This window comes from Nostoc sp. C052 (genome assembly GCF_013393905.1).
GTDB lineage: Bacteria > Cyanobacteriota > Cyanobacteriia > Cyanobacteriales > Nostocaceae > Nostoc.
Window position 1 is genome coordinate 5,977,588 of record NZ_CP040272.1, and the last position, 18,511, is coordinate 5,996,098.

At 39.5% G+C, this 18,511-nt stretch carries 11 protein-coding genes; 7 read left to right on the forward strand and 4 right to left on the reverse strand.

The features are described 5' to 3' along the window. Positions 1 to 9: 9 nt before the first annotated feature. The gene (gene hisG, locus FD723_RS24710; protein WP_179067730.1) at positions 10 to 654 is read left to right on the forward strand and encodes an ATP phosphoribosyltransferase; all 645 of its coding nucleotides are present in this window, start codon (positions 10 to 12) and stop codon (positions 652 to 654) included. Positions 655 to 1,104: 450 nt separating this feature from the next. Beyond that, the gene (locus FD723_RS24715) at positions 1,105 to 1,536 is read left to right on the forward strand and encodes a hypothetical protein (RefSeq protein WP_218651756.1); all 432 of its coding nucleotides are present in this window, start codon (positions 1,105 to 1,107) and stop codon (positions 1,534 to 1,536) included. A 124-nt stretch (positions 1,537 to 1,660) separates the two neighbouring features. On the opposite strand, the gene FD723_RS24720 is transcribed toward FD723_RS24715, so the two are convergent. Further along, complete coding sequence (locus FD723_RS24720) at positions 1,661 to 5,293, reverse strand: hypothetical protein (RefSeq protein ID WP_179067732.1); 3,633 nt, start codon at positions 5,291 to 5,293, stop codon at positions 1,661 to 1,663. A gap of 393 nt (positions 5,294 to 5,686) precedes the next feature. On the opposite strand from FD723_RS24720, the gene FD723_RS24725 reads away from it, so the two are divergent. Further along, complete coding sequence (locus FD723_RS24725) at positions 5,687 to 7,141, forward strand: cell wall metabolism sensor histidine kinase WalK (RefSeq protein WP_179067733.1); 1,455 nt, start codon at positions 5,687 to 5,689, stop codon at positions 7,139 to 7,141. A 121-nt stretch (positions 7,142 to 7,262) separates the two neighbouring features. Here FD723_RS24725 and FD723_RS24730 read toward each other — a convergent pair whose 3' ends face one another. Together FD723_RS24730 and FD723_RS24735 are read right to left on the reverse strand one after the other, a co-directional pair. After that, positions 7,263 to 8,429 carry a DUF1822 family protein gene (locus tag FD723_RS24730; protein ID WP_179067734.1) on the reverse strand — a complete coding sequence of 389 codons (1,167 nt, stop codon included), beginning with the start codon at positions 8,427 to 8,429 and terminating at the stop codon, positions 7,263 to 7,265. 101 nt (positions 8,430 to 8,530) lie between these two features. Then, positions 8,531 to 9,697, reverse strand: a complete 1,167-nt coding sequence (locus FD723_RS24735) for a sigma-70 family RNA polymerase sigma factor (protein WP_179067735.1) — start codon at positions 9,695 to 9,697, stop codon at positions 8,531 to 8,533. Positions 9,698 to 10,086: 389 nt separating this feature from the next. Between FD723_RS24735 and FD723_RS24740 the strand changes: the two genes are divergently transcribed. The 4 genes from FD723_RS24740 to FD723_RS24755 all read left to right on the forward strand — a co-directional run bounded on the left by FD723_RS24740 (position 10,087) and on the right by FD723_RS24755 (position 18,166). Beyond that, the gene (locus tag FD723_RS24740; RefSeq protein WP_179067736.1) at positions 10,087 to 10,467 is read left to right on the forward strand and encodes a hypothetical protein; all 381 of its coding nucleotides are present in this window, start codon (positions 10,087 to 10,089) and stop codon (positions 10,465 to 10,467) included. Positions 10,468 to 10,569: 102 nt separating this feature from the next. Further along, on the forward strand, positions 10,570 to 11,940 hold the full coding sequence (locus FD723_RS24745) for a radical SAM/SPASM domain-containing protein (RefSeq protein ID WP_256874916.1): 1,371 nt from the start codon (positions 10,570 to 10,572) through the stop codon (positions 11,938 to 11,940). Further along, complete coding sequence (locus FD723_RS24750) at positions 11,933 to 12,955, forward strand: hypothetical protein (protein ID WP_256874917.1); 1,023 nt, start codon at positions 11,933 to 11,935, stop codon at positions 12,953 to 12,955. Before FD723_RS24745 ends, FD723_RS24750 begins: the two co-directional genes overlap by 8 nt. 15 nt (positions 12,956 to 12,970) lie before the next feature. Then, on the forward strand, positions 12,971 to 18,166 hold the full coding sequence (locus FD723_RS24755) for a caspase family protein (RefSeq protein ID WP_179067737.1): 5,196 nt from the start codon (positions 12,971 to 12,973) through the stop codon (positions 18,164 to 18,166). Here the strand turns inward: FD723_RS24755 and FD723_RS24760 are convergent. Beyond that, on the reverse strand, positions 18,120 to 18,461 hold the full coding sequence (locus FD723_RS24760) for a hypothetical protein (RefSeq protein WP_179067738.1): 342 nt from the start codon (positions 18,459 to 18,461) through the stop codon (positions 18,120 to 18,122). The two genes, FD723_RS24755 and FD723_RS24760, sit on opposite strands and share 47 nt — an antisense overlap. Positions 18,462 to 18,511 lie beyond the last annotated feature (50 nt).

An 18,511-nucleotide genomic window follows, 5' to 3' on the forward strand; every position in this document is an offset into this window, starting at 1 on the left:
AGAAAAAGAATGCTGACTGTTGCATTGCCAAAAGGGGAACTACTTAAAAATAGCATCCGCCTGCTACAAGGTGTGGGATTAGATTTTAGTGCTTTTTTAGATTCAGGAACTCGCCAACTTCAAATTCCTGACACCAAAGGAATTGCCAAAGCTTTACTGGTGCGCGCGCAGGATGTACCTGTATATGTGGAATATGGTCAGGCACAGTTGGGGATTGTCGGTTACGATGTGCTGCGAGAGAAACAGCCGCAAGTTGCTCACTTGGTAGATTTGCAGTTTGGTCATTGTCGGATGTCGGTGGCGGTAAAAGCATCCAGTTCTTATACGTCGCCTTTAGATTTACCACCACATGGTAGAGTTGCTTCAAAATATGTAAATTGCGCTCGTGAATATTTCCACAGTCTCGATTTGCCTGTAGAAATAGTGCCATTGTATGGTTCAGTAGAACTAGGCCCAATTACTGGTATGTCAGAAGCGATCGTGGATTTAGTTTCGACAGGGCGAACTTTGCGCGAAAATGGTTTAATTGAAATCGCTACTCTCTATGAAAGCACAGCGCGATTGATTGCCCATCCTTTGAGTTATCGCCTAAACACGGGTAATCTAAATGATGTGATTGCCAAGCTACGGGAAGTAGTGTTGGTGGAGGTTTAACACCAATTTGTAATTCGTAATGACGCTCTACAGACCTTTGCGATCGCTAACACTACTAGCGTGGCAAGCTTAAAATAGTACATTAAACGTAGGTTGGGTTACGTAAAGCCTCCACCCAACCTACAATTTTTTCTTTAACCCCTCAGCAAATAGAATCAAAGCGTTGGTGAATTACCGCAACTCCTCATCATCTCTTTACATAGCTTTGTGATATCCATATAAACCCTGAAATACTCACCGAAGAATAGTTAGAGCCGTTGCGTAAGAATACGCACCTGAAAAATGTCCATTCTTAACAAAATGCTCACACCCAGAGTCATATATTTTTATCTGTAAAAAGAAATTAAAAAAAGATTACGCCTCTACTTTTGCTAGTTGAGGTTGAATCTGCATTCCCAAGCAAAATCTGGGAACGAGCTTAAGGCAAAAAGCATGAGGGGTTTATAAAACATGAATAGTTTCTCTAACAAATTATCCATAATACTTAGGGGAAGTATCTGCCTATTTGGGTTAGTGAGTGTAGGAAATTTTTTAGCAGCGCCAGTAAATGCACAACAAGCTACTGCTCGTGGTGCTGTTAGTATTATTAAACCTTCCGGTGAATTTCTCAGCGTCAGTGGCGAAGTAACTTTACCTTCTGGCTCTTACTTTGACGGAGGTGTAAAAATTACACCTACCTATGGAGGGATAATAGGCGGAAATGACGAAACCATAACTAGTCTAACTATAACTCCAGGAGTAGTGAAAACTACCACAGTCTCTAGCCCAAACTCGTTTATTGATACAACGGCTAATTTATTAAATAATGCTACCTCGATTGAAGATATGACAGCTATAATCCGAGCCGGCACTGGTAATAATGCTTTGGGTGCTTTAGATTAGACAGGACTTACAATTTAAAAGGCTTAGATTCCCGACTGATTAAAGAAGTCAGTAATATTTTTATTTAATGTTTTAGAGACGTTGGATTGCAACGTCTCTATTTTGGTGCGCTACATTAATAGCATCAAAATCGATAACCACCTTGAAGCTTAAGGTCAAAACCATTTTCGCCTGTACCAATTTGAGTTTCTATAAATACACTATTATCTGGGAAATTGTGCCTCAAAATGATTCCATAGTTGAAGCCAGAAACTCGGCTGTTTAAACCAATATTGTTAACACTATAATTTTTTAGATAAACACCAGCAGAAATATTTTGACTAACTCTTTGTAACCCTTGAAATTCAAAGAAACATTCTTTGCCTATCTCTAGGTTTGTCTTTAGATTTAAACCATGACTAGTACTAAATTCACCATTAAAAAGACCTAAAAAATCACCATTGCTATTATTCTCAATAAAAGCTACACCAGGAGCTAAAGAAAAACCGAAATTCCTTTCTTGATGCTGATATAAATAACTTAAATAAGTAGAAAAAGGATTATTTTTATTAGATGCACTATTCCAGTCAAATCTCAAATATGGTACGTGAGTATTAATAGCTACAGGCTTTTTGGCTGAATTTAACCGGACATCAGTTTTAATATAGTTGAGGAGTATATTAGTATAAATACCAAAAGTTGGTTCTTCTATCCCCAAATTATTATTGGAAACGCCTGGTGCTGAGTTGGCATCTACATTAAACCACGTTCCTAAATTGGCACTATAGTTAAAATTTCCAGAAGAACCCGCTGCTAATAATTCAACTGTGGGTAAAGATAGATAACCATTAAAGTTATTAAAACTAACACCTATTTTGTCAACTCTAGTGAGTTCCATATAATCAAATGCTAAATCAGCTGCTCGCACCTGTAGCGGAACTAGTGTGGTATCTGCTGAATTAAATTTTTGTACAAATTGTTGCCCTTGGGGGTTTGTCAAAATTACTTCTGCGGCAGAAGATTCGTTAATAGGATTAATGGAAGTATCATTTAAAGGAATTGGGATACCAATATAAGTCAGTGGCCCAAATTTTTTATTAGAGAGCCTGAGATCGGAAAAAAACGTATCACCTTCATCTAAAATAGTGATATTTCTTTCAAGAAACTGAACTGCTCGCTTATGGTTTCCCGTTCTTATTTGCAAGATGCTGGAGTTATTAGGAGTAACTTGACTGGGAAGTGTATAAGTTCCAGATACTTGCTCTAGTCCACTGGATGCATTGGCATAAGATAAAGTACGATTTAGTCTATTATTAATTTGTCTTCTTTGGTCAGCTGTAGCAGGTGTATTTAGAGGAGTAAAACCTTCTCCATTCTTAAATTTTTGTCTAGCTTCTTCTAGACCATGTTGAATATTATCGATTTTAATAGCTTCAAAAACTCCACCTAATAGCAAGCCTAATGTAGAATTCACTGATTGAATAGCATCAATACTAGTATCGCTAAATTTAGCTGTTAGGGATAATCCTGGAGCAGAAAAAATATTTGTATAAGTAGCTTTAATTGCAACTGGGTCATATTGAATTAAGCTCCGATTATGAGGATGGCTAACATAAAGTCTGTGCCAATCAGAAGTTTCTTGAGTTTGAGATAGTGTCTGAAATACAGGTTGTCTTCTTCCTAAAGATAGCCATTGTAAAGAGTTAAAATAATGAAAGTCTTTCTCGGATTGAGAGAGAAAAGGATTGACTGCTACATTTAACAAATCCAAGTTATCAAATTTTCCAAGTTGAGCAATCTTAATACCTGGAAAAGAAGAGACAGGAGCAGTAAAACCAAAACCTTCTCCCGTCAGAATATTTCCCCAGGAGATACCAGCAGCTTCGAGGGCGCTATTAGGAATAACTTCACCTACTTGAAGTTGGACGTTTCCATCATCAAGTAAAGGTTGTATATTCGTTGTTGGAAAGCCTTGGAGAATTTTGGGAGCATTAATAGCATCTAAAGCTTGAAATAAAGCTTGCCCACCACTCACACTTAAAGTAGAGGCAATACCAAGATTTGGAGTAGAATTTTTGAGAACCGTGACATTAGGGTTATTTGTGTCAATCCCACTATTAATAATAACTCTCCCAGCAGGTATACCTTCAGGATTTATCAATTCTCCTGCTATTGAAATTATAGAAAAATTATCAGTACCAACATCTCCAGCTAAATTTTGAAAATCTGTAGGTATGGCGAACAGGGTTTGCAATCCCCAAAATGCCTGCTGGGAGGTCACATTTTGGGTGATATAAGTATTGGTTTGTCTTCCTTGAGAGAGAATGCCTACTTGAGAGCCTTTAGTTTCAACTACTATTCTATTATTATCGAGAACCCAATAAAATTGGTCAGCCTTAGGGAATTTAGCATAAGTAAATTTATTAATAATCTGATTATCCCCAGAAAATCTTACACTTATATCCGTATCTATATAATTTTCATCTTCATTTGGCTTAAATAATTCTGTTGAAAAAGTAAGGTTATCTGTTGGGTTAACGATCCAAGGATATTTATTGGCACTAAATGTGAGAGCATCAATAATTATTTGTTTTTGTTTTACTTGTTGTTGCTTTTTTGAACTATGTAGTTTTTCTATTAGTATTTGTTGCGCTGGCGTATATGGTTTAGTTATATTTGGTTTAGTTTCTTCTTCACCTTCATCAGATGGTTTAGGAGGCTCTACTTTATACTGTTCAATTGGAATAACATCGGCTATGGTAAATTGAGATAACTGTTTAATTTTATCTACGCTAGAGTTGGGTTCTTTTAAAGTTTGTTTTAATTGAGTTTGACTTTGTAAACTATCTAATTTATCGGACTTTGGCAAACTATTATTACTATTATTACTATGAGTTGGATGATTTTCTCCAATTAAACCGATTTCAGTAAGCTTGGATAACTGTTTAGTTTTCTCTAAGTTAGAGTTGGGTTCTTTTAAAGTTTGTTTTAATTTAGTTTGACTTTGCAAACTATCTAATTTATCAGACTTGGGCAAACTATTATTACTATGAGTTGGATGATTTTCTCCAATTAAATCGATTTCAGTAAGTTTGGATAATTGTTTAGTTTTCTCTAAATTAGGGTTGGAATCTTTTAAAGTTTGTTTTAATAAGTCTTGACTTTGAAAACTGTCTAATTTATCGAGGAGAACAGGAGGCAGATAAGGTGGTGTTAGCGAGTCCGCGAGCGTCGGGCAGGAGGTAGGGTAACTTGCTAATTCTGTACTATTTGTCTCCTGCTGCGACGAGAGAGGGCAAGGGTTTAAGACCTCAACTGAATTTTCTTTCAGGGCTGCCAAATCATCTGGATTCGAATCTCCAGATGATTTACTCTTCATACCTCCTTCAACCGATTTAAGGAAACTCTTATTAGTAGCAGATGCATTCTTTTCCTCAATCAAATCAATCCTGGTAAATTTGGATAGCTCTTTAGTTTTATACAAGTTAGAGTTAGCATTTTTTAAAGTTTGTTTTAATAGAGCTTGACTTTGAGATTTATCTAATTTTTCAAATTTTAACGAATTATAATCAATAGTGTTTGGATTATTTTTTGCAGTCAAACTAATCTTGTTTTGACCATCAGCCTCTAAGGCGATCGCAGAAAATTGTACTAGTATTATTTTGAACAAAATTGTTGAGTACAAAAAGCAAGTTGCAATTAGTCTGAGATTTTTCTTTAATCTCTTTAGCGAGATCCTTAGAACCCTTGAGGTTGAAGTTTTACGAATTTCCACCATATAAATATGCTGCTTGGTAGATCAATAATAAAAATTAGAATGAGTTCAAATTACTGAACAATATCCCAGAGTTTCCTTGTTGGCTACAAAAATAATTTTGTGATTATCAGAAACTAGTAATAATTTAATTTTTAAACCTTAGATTTTTGTTGATTTGTTTAAATTTATTCAACAATCATTTCGGCTAATTTGCTATAAATAGCCCAAGAAAACCGATTTTTTATCCTGTCTGTAAAGAATAAAAGAGGATTAAGCAGATTTACTGCAACAAGAGTGTAATTCTTCAGGCAAAATTAAACCTCAGCAAAATCACCAGAGCGAGAAAATTGAGCTACTTTTTAGCCGTATAAACACGTAATGTATATATTCAGTCAAAAATTTAGGTGAAAAAATATGTTTCAGGCTACTCGCCGCCGTCTTGCAATTTGGTACACTACTGTTACTGCTGTATTACTATTACTATTTGCTAGTGGCGTTTATTTATACGTCCGCAGTACATTGATTGAGCGGATTGATGACACCCTTAATCATGTAGTAGAAATAGTGGAGCGTTGTCTTACAACTAGCCGCTGTGCGTCTAAGCTGATATTTGAGCCAATTGATGCTGATGCAGATAAATTTCGGATTAATGTAGAAGCCAGTCTTCGTGACAATACCGATACCGTAGAAGATGACCACATCGACCTAGAATGGTTTAGTCCGACTGGTAAATTACTTTGGTCAACATTATCTGAACCTCTAAATATTCCCATTCGTGCTAACCGTACTGGTGAAACTGTGCGTGTAGTCAAGGGAGGGAATGAAAATTCCAAATTGCTAACTTCCCGCTCCCCACTCTTATTACGACAAGTCACACAACGGGTGGAAGTGAAACGGCAAGTATTAGGATATCTGCGTGTTAGTCATCCCTGGTTTGAAGTCACTAAACCCAGTCGCCAGTTAATTTTTGATTTGGCACTAGGTATTGGGTTAATGGTGCTTTCGGTAGGTGCAAGTGGTTGGTTTCTTTCGGGTAAAGCGATGGAACCTGTCGGCGAGTCTTATCAACGCCTCAAACAATTTACTGCTGATGCTTCCCACGAACTTAGAAGTCCTATTACTTTGATTCAAACTAATGTGCAAGTTGCTCTTGCTGACTTGGATTTAGCAGAGACAGAAACGACTACTTCTTTGCAGTATCGGCAACAGTTAAAGATGGTGGAACGGTTAACGCAGCGTTTGGGTAAGCTAGTCAATGACTTACTCTTCCTAGCACGGCAGGATAGTGGTATTAGCAAAGATACTTTTTCACCTTGTCCGCTGGATGCTTTGTTGATGGAGGTTGTTGAAGAACAACAATTGTTAGTCCCTGAAAAAGAAATCGCCCTTTCTCTAGACTTAGTTGATCCTCCTGCCTCTGAAACTAGCCCCGAATTACTGGAAAATTGGTTTACCCTTGTGGGCAATTGGGATCAATTGGTGCGGCTGTTCACAAATTTAATTGCTAATGCCTTGCATTACACTCCAGCAGGTGGACGGGTGAAAGTGGAATTGGCGCGGATTGAGGGAATAAATCGCGTTTCTGGACTACGTAACACCAATGCCCAGTTGCAAGTTAAGGTGAGTGATACTGGAGTTGGAATTCCAGCGGAAGCACTACCACGCTTGTTTGACCGTTTTTATCGAGTAGATCCGGCACGTACTCATCGGACTGGGAATACAGCTACAGCTAGCGCTACTGGTTCAGGATTGGGATTAGCGATCGCTCAAGCTATTGTCGAACATCATCAGGGTCATATTCAAGTTGAAAGTACCCAAGGCATTGGCACCACCTTTACTGTGATTTTACCAATAACTCTTGAGTCTTAACAAGAAAGGCAGTCCCGATGAAACAAGTTTCTAAAGCCTTGCATGAAAATGTGATGTGAGATGGGTCTATATAGATACTCATCGAAGGAGCATTTTCAAGTCAGCCGCACCCAATTCTTTCTTAAAACTTGAGTATTTCCCAATTATAGTTGTCGGGAAAAGGTTCTATTTCCCAGACTATGCTTTCTCCTGCTTCTAAAGCAACTTCTACGTAGAGTTGTTCTACAGCCGTTGTAGCTACATCTTCGTTATTGGGAAAAGGCTGTAAATCTTCGGTAAGTAATCGGAGTTTAAAACCACCGGGAATAGCTGCACCGATAGCGGCGTTACGTAATTCAAAACGCCAAATAGTTGCATCTATCTCAACTTGTGGTATAATTAGAAGCTCGTAAATTTGACCTGCGATCGCTAACCGACGAGAGAGAATAGTAGTTGGTTGTCTATCTTCGGCACTCCGCGCCCCAGCAGCACTCAATTGTAAATCAAAGCTTCCCCAACCGACAACCTTAGCAACTTGAGAAACACCGCTTTGCAACCATTGGAGAACTGACCACTGTTCTGGTAATCCTAAGCGTCGTTGATATAAATGTTGTCGCCAACCGCCATGTTGAATGAATCCACCCCACAGTTGAAAAGGAATTTCTTGTCGGGGTGTAAGTATTTCCGGGTTTCCTAAACGGGTAATTAAATTTTGTGCCTGTTGTAGTGATAAGCTCGGAATCTCTTCAATGTTGCTACGAGTGGGTTCTTCTGGACACAATTGACGCGCCACTGCTAAAACGCTAATGTCGTTGATTATATCAGCAGCATCCAAAGAATAAGTGCGATCGCTGGCATCATAACTGCCTTGAGTTTTAAGTTTTTCATGGCTACAATAACCCCAAACCCTAACATAGCCTTCGTCTGGTTCAACTTGCACAGCTAAATAATAATCACCTACCCAACTAGGAATATCCACCCATTCTTGAGGTACTCGCAATTCACTCAAATCAATTGCCTCGCTAGGAACCAAGACTAATCTTGTTGCATCAAGCGTGAGTGCAATTCCATTAACCAGTTCCCAGAAACTAGGTAGAGCAGTAGTAGTTGGCCAAACCTTTGTCTGTAGTGTCCAGTCTTCTTGCAACCATAGCAAAATAGCACCCAGGCAAAGTTCATTAATATAAGCTTGATAGCGAGAATTAGCATTAGAAAAAGCTTGATTGTCTAAATGCGTTTGGTTTTGGATAATTTTAGGGATTTCTAAAACCAAATCTGTTGGGTTAGCGAAAGTAAATACAGTTGTCATAGGAATTGGGGATTGGGGTTGGGCATGGGGATTGGGCAGGAGGCATAGGGCAGGAGGCAGAAGTTTTTTAATTTTTAATTTTTAATTTATTTCTCCCCCACTCATGCACCATAGTAATTTTTCAACCATTCCTCCATTAGTATGTTTATATTTTTGAGTAGGTCGGAAGTAACGGAAATATGCAAACTATCTTTACTCCAGCTAGCTAAAAAGCGTAACAAAGTTTCTTGGGCTTTTTTTAGTCGCCGTGAGACAGTATATTGTTGTATTTGTAATTGTTCGGCAATTTTGTCTTGAGTTAGTTCTTTAGCATAATAAAGTTGTAAAATTTCTTGTACTTGCGGTTCCAGTTGAGCGATCGCAGCTACTAAAACTTTGTTAATCTCAGTTTGTTGGAAATTTCTTGTTTGTTCTTCTTCTTGGGCAAGAATTTCATTAATTAGAGATTCTTGTTGTGTTCCGGGAATATTATCAAGCCACTCCCAGGAATCATCGCCACCTTTAGGGATATTGAGAGAGTCAACGGGAAAATAACGATAGCGGCGTGCGGCTTTAGCAGCAGTTAAAAGCCACTTTTCTATGGTTTGGGAATTGACTTGCTGACCACTTTGTAAATTATAAGCTTTAGCGATCGCCTCCCAAATCTCATTGTCTGGTTGAGCAATTTGGCGAGAAGTACCTTTGTGTGTTGGAATATATAGAGTTTTGAAACAGTTCCAAGTGAGGACGTAAGCGTTAATATCCTCTAGCAATAAACCTGCATTTTGTAAAGACTCTACCAAAAACTTTTTAGTAATTTTTCTTAATAGTCCCCAATCTGTGCAAATATCAATTTCACGATTTTGGCGTAAATTTTCCCGAATAGCACTGTTAAAGATGGCACTAGCGTAGTTTTTTAATATAAAGCCTTGATCTGCATTAAATCCTTTGAGGACTTTATCAACTTGAGCGATCGCAATTTGAAAACAGTCTGATAACTTATACTGAGTACTCGCAAAACTATTAACTGTTTTTTGGGATGCCCAATAACAGGATTCTTGCAAGTAAGCCGCCAGATGCTCTTTAGCCAGTAGCTTCGTTTCATCAACAAGCCATAATTTATACCAGTATAAAACCCAAAAATGTTCTGAAGTTTCTTGAGGTGTGCGGTTGAGACAACTTTGGACACTACGACGCAACCTTGATTCTGTCGCCCAACGACTGAAGCGATCGGCATCAAATTGCACAAAAGTTGAGAAGATTTCAATAATAGTTTGCCGAGGATGCATAAAAAATTGTCACCCAACCTATAGGAAAACTGAAAGTGTTAAAGGATGCCTACACAAACTTTACTACAAGGGTGAGGATTATATTTCAACTCCAAAGAAATTTTGAGCATTTGGTGTATTTTCCTTCGTTTGTATGGGGTTGAGGTTTTTTCGTTCTTTAAAAATGTTTAAGTCCATTTAAAAAAATCAAGTATTCAACCTCACTTATGTGGGGTTTTTCTGTTTACATTCAAATTGAATCATTCTCGAAAAAATATTTTCCCAAAGACTGCATAAAAATATCAAAGCAAACCTATTGAGTAAGTGAAAGGTGAAAACTGAAAACTCTAATCTGAGTTTTTCAACAGTTGTTACCCTATCACAATTTACTTAAATAAGGATAAAATTTCATGTCTACTAAAAAATCCAACCAAGTCAAATTCATTCTCAGTATTCTTGCTATGAGCAGTGTTGCAGCTTTTAGCTCAGGTGTTAATGCTCAAACTATCAAACCAGATACTACTGTTGATACTTTCTTAAATCGTGCTAATTTAAGTACTAAATCTACAAAAGTTCAAGATGTCAGACTGCAAAATTTGTCTCCAAGTGTAGAACGAATTAATAACTCATCAAAACTTCAAAGACAACTAGATTCTCAAAATTCTGGTGGTTGTAGTAACGGAAGTTGTGGTGTTAAAAAACCTTCTCAACAAGGACGTGAATTGATTACTGACCCGATCAACCGTAGTGGGTCTTTACTCAACCAAACTATCCCTCAGATACGCAAATAAAAACTGTACTAATTAAGGTACACCAAGACTAGCTCAGGAATAGTATGTCTACTTTTAAAAGTTAAAATACTATTCCTTATCTATACATTTTGGAGAAAAAATATGAGTATGAAACTTTCCGATTATCATGTTGTTACACCATCATTTTTTGATGAACTTGAACAACGGATAAAAAGAGTTATTTTTGCAACACGCACTGCAAATATACGCATCATTGATGACCATACCTGGAGCCTTTTAGAAGCCGGACAATTTGAGCAATTTTCCCAAGATATCTTATTTGACTTCGTTGATATTGAACTGATAGTTCCTGCCCATGAGGATGAGCTCAAAACAATTTTGGCTCGCAATGATGCTGCTAAATTAGATGATGATGTTCTTTATTTAGTTGTTCAACCCACCGCATTTTGTCAACTAGGATGCCATTATTGTGGTCAAGAGCATACTAGCAAAATGATGAGTGAAGATGACCAACAAAGATTTCTAGAACGTACTCGAATCAAGCTAGCAACTCAAAAGTTTCATAGTCTTTCTATTAGCTGGTTTGGTGCAGAACCACTAGTAGGATTGTCTGTAATTAGAACCCTTACCCCTCAATTAAAGTCTCTGGCTGAAAGTTTTGGTTGTAGTTACGATGCCCGAATTGTCACAAATGGTTTAGCGTTGACAGAGAAGGTTGCAACCGAACTAATTAAAGAATTCGGTGTAACTTTTATCGAGGTTACACTTGATGGCGTAGCAGAATTTCACAATGCTCGGCGAATGCAGAAAAATGGCTTGCCAACTTTCGATACTATTTTCGCTAATGTTACTGCTTTAGCACATCGAGATGACCTTGATGTACAACTGAATATCCGTTGTAATGTTGACCATGAAAATTATGAATCTGTTTCTTTGCTACTGCAAAAGTTAGCAAAGGAAGGATTACAAAATAAGCTTCGTTTCTATGTAGCACCGATCCATTCTTGGGGAAATGATGCTCATACTCGTTCACTAACTAAAGAGGAGTTTGCCGAATGGGAAATTAATTGGTTTGGTGAAATGATTAATCTTGGTTTCCCGATGGGATTTATCCCAGAGATCAAACCTATTGTCTGCATGACCGTGACACCGAATGCTGAATTGGTGGATGCTTATGGCAATATTTTTAATTGTACTGAGGTGTCTTACGTACCTACTTATGGTACACCTAATGAATATGCCATTGACCACTTATCTGGCAAACAGATGCCTGGTAAACGCGATCGCTTGGGCAATTTTAATGACCGAGTTCGTCAAGGAGAATACCCCTGTTCTACGTGCCCCATGCTTCCAGTTTGTGGCGGTGCTTGTCCTAAAAGTTGGTTGGAAGGAATAGCACCTTGTCCTAGTGCAAAACACAATATTGAGCAGCGTTTACTTCTAACTTATGCCTTATCGCGTATTGAACAAGAAGAATCGAGTTTGCAGGAGGCTAGTTTAATCAATGCTTAATGTCTCCAGTCAACTCCAACAGCAGATAATAGCAAGTTATCGTCAAGGATGTGCCAAACCTATCCAAATTCTCCAAGGTTCTACTGACTTATTCAGCGAAAAACTGCAAGGGTTAATGATGAAACGTTTACCTTTGCAAGATCAATTACTTCTGCGTCGATATAGTAATGCTTGCAAACAAGGGGTAATGGCAGTTCGTCATAGACAACTAATAACAGCTAAACAGTTATTCACAGAGGCGCGTACACCTTTGCAAATGGATACACTTTCTCGTGAGGCTAAGTTGCTGCATCAATCTTTTATGGAACAATCAGAGGCTTACCTGGATTATTACCATGATGATTTTGACAAAGTTTACAGCCGAATTGAGAAAGCTCTGGCATTAGATGTCATTTTAGAGACAGATTATGGTTACGATATTCTTCTAATGCATCGTATTCAGCTATTGCACAATTTAGTACGTACTGAAGCACGTCGGCTGAATTTTGAAGGTGCGATCGCTCTTGCTTCTAAAATACTTGGCTATCTTGATGGCCGATTGGAAACTTTACCTACTCCTCACCCTTGGGGTTTTGAGCGCATGGAACTTCAACCTTCAAAGCTTGTTACTACCATGTTTGTTCAAATCACCAGTGAAGTTGCCCTAATTTTGGCGGGAAAGAACCACAACCATACTCGTCAGTTATTAAAAGTCGCTACAAATTATCTACAGTTACAAGCTAACCCTAACAAATCTTCTCACCCGCACTGTGATAGTTGGTTCTCTGTAAAGCAGGCATTTGTAGATCAAGATATCATTATTTTTTTAGAACGAGCTTCTGATTTCTTGGCTGAGGGACTTGCTGAGACACCCTTACTTTGGTACACAACAATTATTGATTTACTTAGCCTATGTAATGCATTAGGTTGGTTAGATTTAAGTCAGGAGATTAGAATAGATGCACTGAATTGGGAAAATCTGCCATATCAGCTTGCTTCTCTGCTATCTATCAATCTAAGTGCTAAAACAGCATAAATATCAACTCAAATAATGTCGCCAATTGGAATCACCAGTCGCTCAACTTCAGTCAAAAAAACTGCAACTCCTAAGCTGTGGCTGATGTTGGTGGGAGTTAATCAATATCAAGATGACGGACTACCTAGCCTGAGCTATTCGACAGTGGATTGTCAGGGTTTAGCAGAAGCATTGATAGATGCAGCCGCACAATTTACCCAAACAGAAGTCAAAATATACCATGATTTTGCACCGCAACCACCATCTTTAGAAAACATCCTTACCAGTCTCCGGCAAATTACCACTGCGGCTCAATCTTTTGATACTATTTTATTTTATTTTTCTGGACATGGGATTGTAGAACCAAACACGCAGCAAGCATTTTTGTGTTTGGCAGATACTCAAAAATCTGATCTTCAAAACACAGCTTTAGCTTTACAAGAACTTTTGCTATTGTTGGGTAATAGTGGAGCGCAAAATCAGCTTGTTTGGCTAGATGCTTGTCATAGTGGTGGGATGACACTTAAAAGTACAACAATAGAACCATTACTGAATGCTACACCAAAAATGGTTGAAGTATTACAACAGAATGCTACTAAAAGTAAAGGTTTTTATGCTTTGCTTTCCTGTGATACTAACCAGCAATCTTGGGAGTTTCCCGAATTGGGACATGGGGTATTTACTTATTATTTAATCAAAGGCTTGCAAGGTGAGGCAGTAGATAGCCAAGGCTTAATTTATGTGGATAGTTTGTATCGATATGTATATCATCAAACTTTACAATATATAGATAAAAGTAATCAACAGTTGCGGCTGATTAATCAGCAGAAAAAAGTTAAAGGAGAAATTCAACTTTTCCGAGAATATCCGTTACAAACTCCTAAACGAATTGTTGAGGGCGTTGGGGAACTAATTATCGGAAAAAGGTTAACTCAGACAACGCTTGGGGTGCATCGTCGGCTAGGAATAGTAGTGGAGGGATTATCAGTTAGCAAAACAACATTAGATATTAGCAAATTTCTCGGAAGTGCTGGAGGTTTTGCACTAGAGTATTTGCCAGCAACAAAACTATCTGCCGATCATATCAAAGAAGCGATCGCTCGTCATTTACAACAACCAGCATCAGAAGTGATTCTGCTTTATCTGCGAGGACGAATTGAAGAAACCGACGCAGGCGAATGGTTATTGCTAGGAGAAAATATCCGCATCAAGCGTTCCTGGTTGAAACAACAGTTACGCCTCTGCACCACTCAACAAATTGTCATCCTGGATTGTCCTGTGGCTAATACATCCTTGCAAGATTGGGTAGAAGATTTGCAAATTGACTCCCACCAAGGACAATGTTTAATCGCCTACGCCTCACCAGCTGAGGCACCAGAACGCTTTGCCCAAAAATTTCTCGATACTTTGATGGCGGCAACATATACAGATGGACTCTCAGCCGCCGGAGCGATCGCTCAATTACAATTATCCTTAGCAGGTAGCGGTGTGACTCTTTCCATCTGGCTATCAGGCACACAAGGCATTATAGAAATTCTCCAAGCAAAAACTTACACAAACACACCAGAAACAAGCACAGGATTGGATTTGGGAGTATGCCCTTACATGGGGCTAAGTGCTTTTTTAGAAGAAGATAGTCAGTATTTTTACGGTAGAGAAGCTTTAACTCAGCAGTTAATTCACCAACTACGCGATCGCTCTTTTTTAGCCGTCATCGGTGCTTCTGGAAGCGGCAAATCTTCAATTGTCCAAGCTGGTGTAATTCCCCAACTGCGATTGGGTAAACAAATACCCAGTAGCGAACAATGGTGGATTACAAGCATTCGTCCAGGGGTAAATCCGCTTGAAGCTTTAGCGCGGCGGCTTGGGGGAGGAGAGGGGCAAGGGGCAGGGGGCAGGGGGCAGGGGGAGAATTATTCTTCATCTTCCCATCTGTTGTTGGAGGGAATATTTCACCAAGGGGTTGAGGGATTTGTTTACTGGATACGCAACCAACCCCATCGAGTTGTGGTGCTAGTGGTAGATCAGTTTGAGGAACTCTTTACCCTAGCTCCAACCGCAGACAGAGATCTATTTTTAGAATTATTGCTGGGAGCGGTGCAATATGCTGGCGATCGCTTCAAATTAATTATTACTTTACGCGCAGACTTTATTGCCTCCTGTTTAGAAGTACCAGCACTGGCGAAAGCTTTGCAAGATTTGAGCGTGTTAGTTCCACCGAAGCTAAGTTTGGATGATTATCGGCGGGTGATTCTCAATCCGGCTCAACAAGTCGGGTTAAAAGTAGAAGCAGAACTGGTAGAAGTATTGTTGCGGGAGCTAAATCACTCACCAGGAGATTTACCATTACTGGAATTTGTTTTAGAGCAATTATGGCAATATCGAGTTGCTGGTGAGTTGACTTTACAGGCATATCAAGAGCAACTCGGCGGAATTCAAGGAGCATTAGAGCGATCGTCTCAAGCTGTTTACGAAAGTTTAGATCCCCAAATGCGGGAGTGTGCTAAATGGATTTTTTTATCTTTGACACAACTAGGTGAGGGTACAGAAGATACTCGCAGGCGGATACATAAATCAGAGTTGATAGTCAAAAAATATCCCGCCCCATTGGTAGAAAAAACCCTCAACGCCTTAACCACTGCTAAATTAGTAGTGATGAATTTAGAAGAAGAAGAAGTAACAAAAGGACAAAGTAGACAAGGAGAACAAGAAAAAATTTCTCCCCCTGCCTCCCCTACTCCCCTACTCCCCTACTCCTCTACTCCCATAACAGTAGAAGTTGCCCATGAAATCCTCATCCGTCATTGGTCAACTTTACGCTGGTGGTTAGAAGAAAATCGCGATCGCTTGCGAAAACAAAGGCAAATTGAGCAGGCTTCTCAATTGTGGCTGCAACGTAGTCAGCAAGCGGATTTCTTGTTACAAGGAGTACGACTAGCCGAGGCAGAAGATATCTATATTAAATATACTGACGAACTTTCTGCTGATGTACAACGGTTTATTGAAGCTTGTTTAGTACAAAGAAAACAACAGCAACTACAAGAGAAAACCAGACTCAAGCAAGCCCAAAGAGCTGTAGTTGCACTCAGTATTTTAGGATTAGCGGCTGTCTGTTTCGGCTCTTTAGCCTATTGGAAATCCCAAGCAGCCCAATTGCGAGAAATTGAAGCTTTAAATGCCTCATCAATCGCTAATCTTTTATCACATCAGCAGTTAGAAGCATTAATTGCCAGTGTCAAAGCAGGTAAACAGCTAAAAAACACTTTTGTAGCACCAGCCGAGATGCAAACTCAGACTCTCAGTATTTTACAACAAGTAATTTCTGGAACCCAAGAGCGCAACCGCTTGGAAGGGCATAGCGCTGAAGTATCGAGTGTGAGTTTCAGTCCTGACGGCAAAACAATTGTATCGGCTAGTAACGACAAAACAGCCATACTTTGGCGACGAGATGGCACAAAGTTACGAATATTAACAGGGCATACTGATAAAGTACGGAGTGTCAGTTTCAGCCCAGATGGTCAAATAATTGCAACTGCTAGTTTTGATCGTACCGTCAAGCTGTGGAGAACTAGCGACGGTGGTTTAATTAGAACACTAAACGGTCATACTGCGGAAGTTCTGAGTTTATCTTGGTCTAGCAAGGGTCAGACGATCGCTACTGGTAGCGCCGATCGCACTGCTAAAATTTGGCAAGTTAGCGATGGTCATTTGCTCAGAACTTTTAGCGGATATAGGGATTTTGTTAATAGTGTCAGTTTTAGCCCTGATGGTAAAATTTTGGCGATCGCTAGTGCAGATAAAACTGTTAAACTTTGGAGCGTTAGTGATGGACTGTTGCAAAAAACCCTACTTGGGCATAGCGCCGGAGTTTCCAGTGTCGCTTTTAGCCCCGATGGTCAAACTCTAGCTTCAGCCAGTGAAGATAAAACCGTGAGACTCTGGCGCAGAGATGGCACACTGCTGAGAAGTATTCCCGCGCACAATGCCGAGGTTCTCAGCGTCAACTTCAGTCATGATGGTCAAACTTTAGCTTCTACCAGCGCTGATAGCACAATCAAACTTTGGAGTTCTAAAGACGGCTCTTTACGCCAAACTTTACTAGGACATAGCATTGCAGTCTACAGCGCCAGTTTTAGCCCAGATGACCAAACCTTAGTTTCGGCTGGCGCTGATAAAACTGTTAGACTTTGGCAGCGAGATAATCCTCTATTCAAAACTCTCACAGGATCTCAAGGTCAACTTTATAGTGTGAGTTTTAGCCCCGATGGACAAACTCTAGCCACCGCAGGTCAAGACACTACGATCAAGCTTTGGCGAACTCGTGACGGAACTTTGCGTCAAACTCTGGAAGGTCATAGTACTTCAGTTTATGGACACAGTGCTGAAATCTACGGTTTAGCCTTCAGTCCTGACGGCGAGACATTAGCTTCAGCAAGTCTTGACCATTACATTAAGCTTTGGCGGACTCATGACGGCTATATGATTAAAACCCTCCAAGGTCATCACAGCAATGTCAATAGTCTCAGTTTTAGCCCTGATAGTCAAATTCTGGCAAGCGCCAGTGCTGATATGACCATTAAACTTTGGAATCTTCAGAAAAAAGCTTTAATTAAAACTCTCCAAGGACATTCGGCTGAAGTTTTGAGCGTTCGTTTCAGCCCTGATGGTCAAGTACTCGCCTCCGCTGGTAGAGATAACACGGTTAAGCTTTGGAGAGTTAAGGATGGCAAGTTACTGTACACTTTTACAGGACATACTAACGCTGTCAACGCCATAAGTTTTAGTCCCGATGGTCAAGTACTCGCCTCGGCTAGTGCTGATAAAACTATCAAACTCTGGCAAATCAGCAATGCAGCTTTACTACAAACTCTTACCGGACATACTGATGGCGTTTATAGCGTCAGCTTTAGTCCTGATGGCAAGATAATCGCCTCAGCTAGTGGTGATGGAAGTATCAAACTTTGGAGCCGTGATGGCAGAGAACTCAAAACTCTTCCAGGTCATACTGATGCAGTATTGAGCGTCAGTTTTAGTCCTGATGGGAAATTTTTGGCTTCTGCTAGTTTTGATGGTACAGCTAAACTTTGGCGTCTTTTTAGCACAGAACTGCAAACCCAAGATTTAGACAATCTACTGGTTCGCAGTTGTCATTTGCTAAAGGATTACCTCAAAACTAACCCTAATATTAGTGACCAAGAACGGGGTTCTCTATGTTCAGATTTACGGGGCTAGAAATCTTACCTTGTAAACCTGTACCCAAATTTTGCAACAAGGTATCTCTGCGAGGAGGTCTAGGCCCTGGGCCTTTGACCGGCGTAGTACCACCAGTTGGCCCCGGTGATTGGTCATCTCCTGGGTTCCTGAACTGATTCTTAATCAGAGAATCTTGAAACTCAGCTGGTACCAGAGATGGTTGTAAACTACCAACTTTGGGCGTAAGAGATTGTATAGGATTTGCCAAAGTGGGTAAGGCAGTGAATAATATTGTTGGTAATGCGATCGCTAAACCCAAAATCTGCTTTTGCATATCAAGCCTTGTTCCTGTTTAATATATACTTTCAGCTGAACTACTAGGGA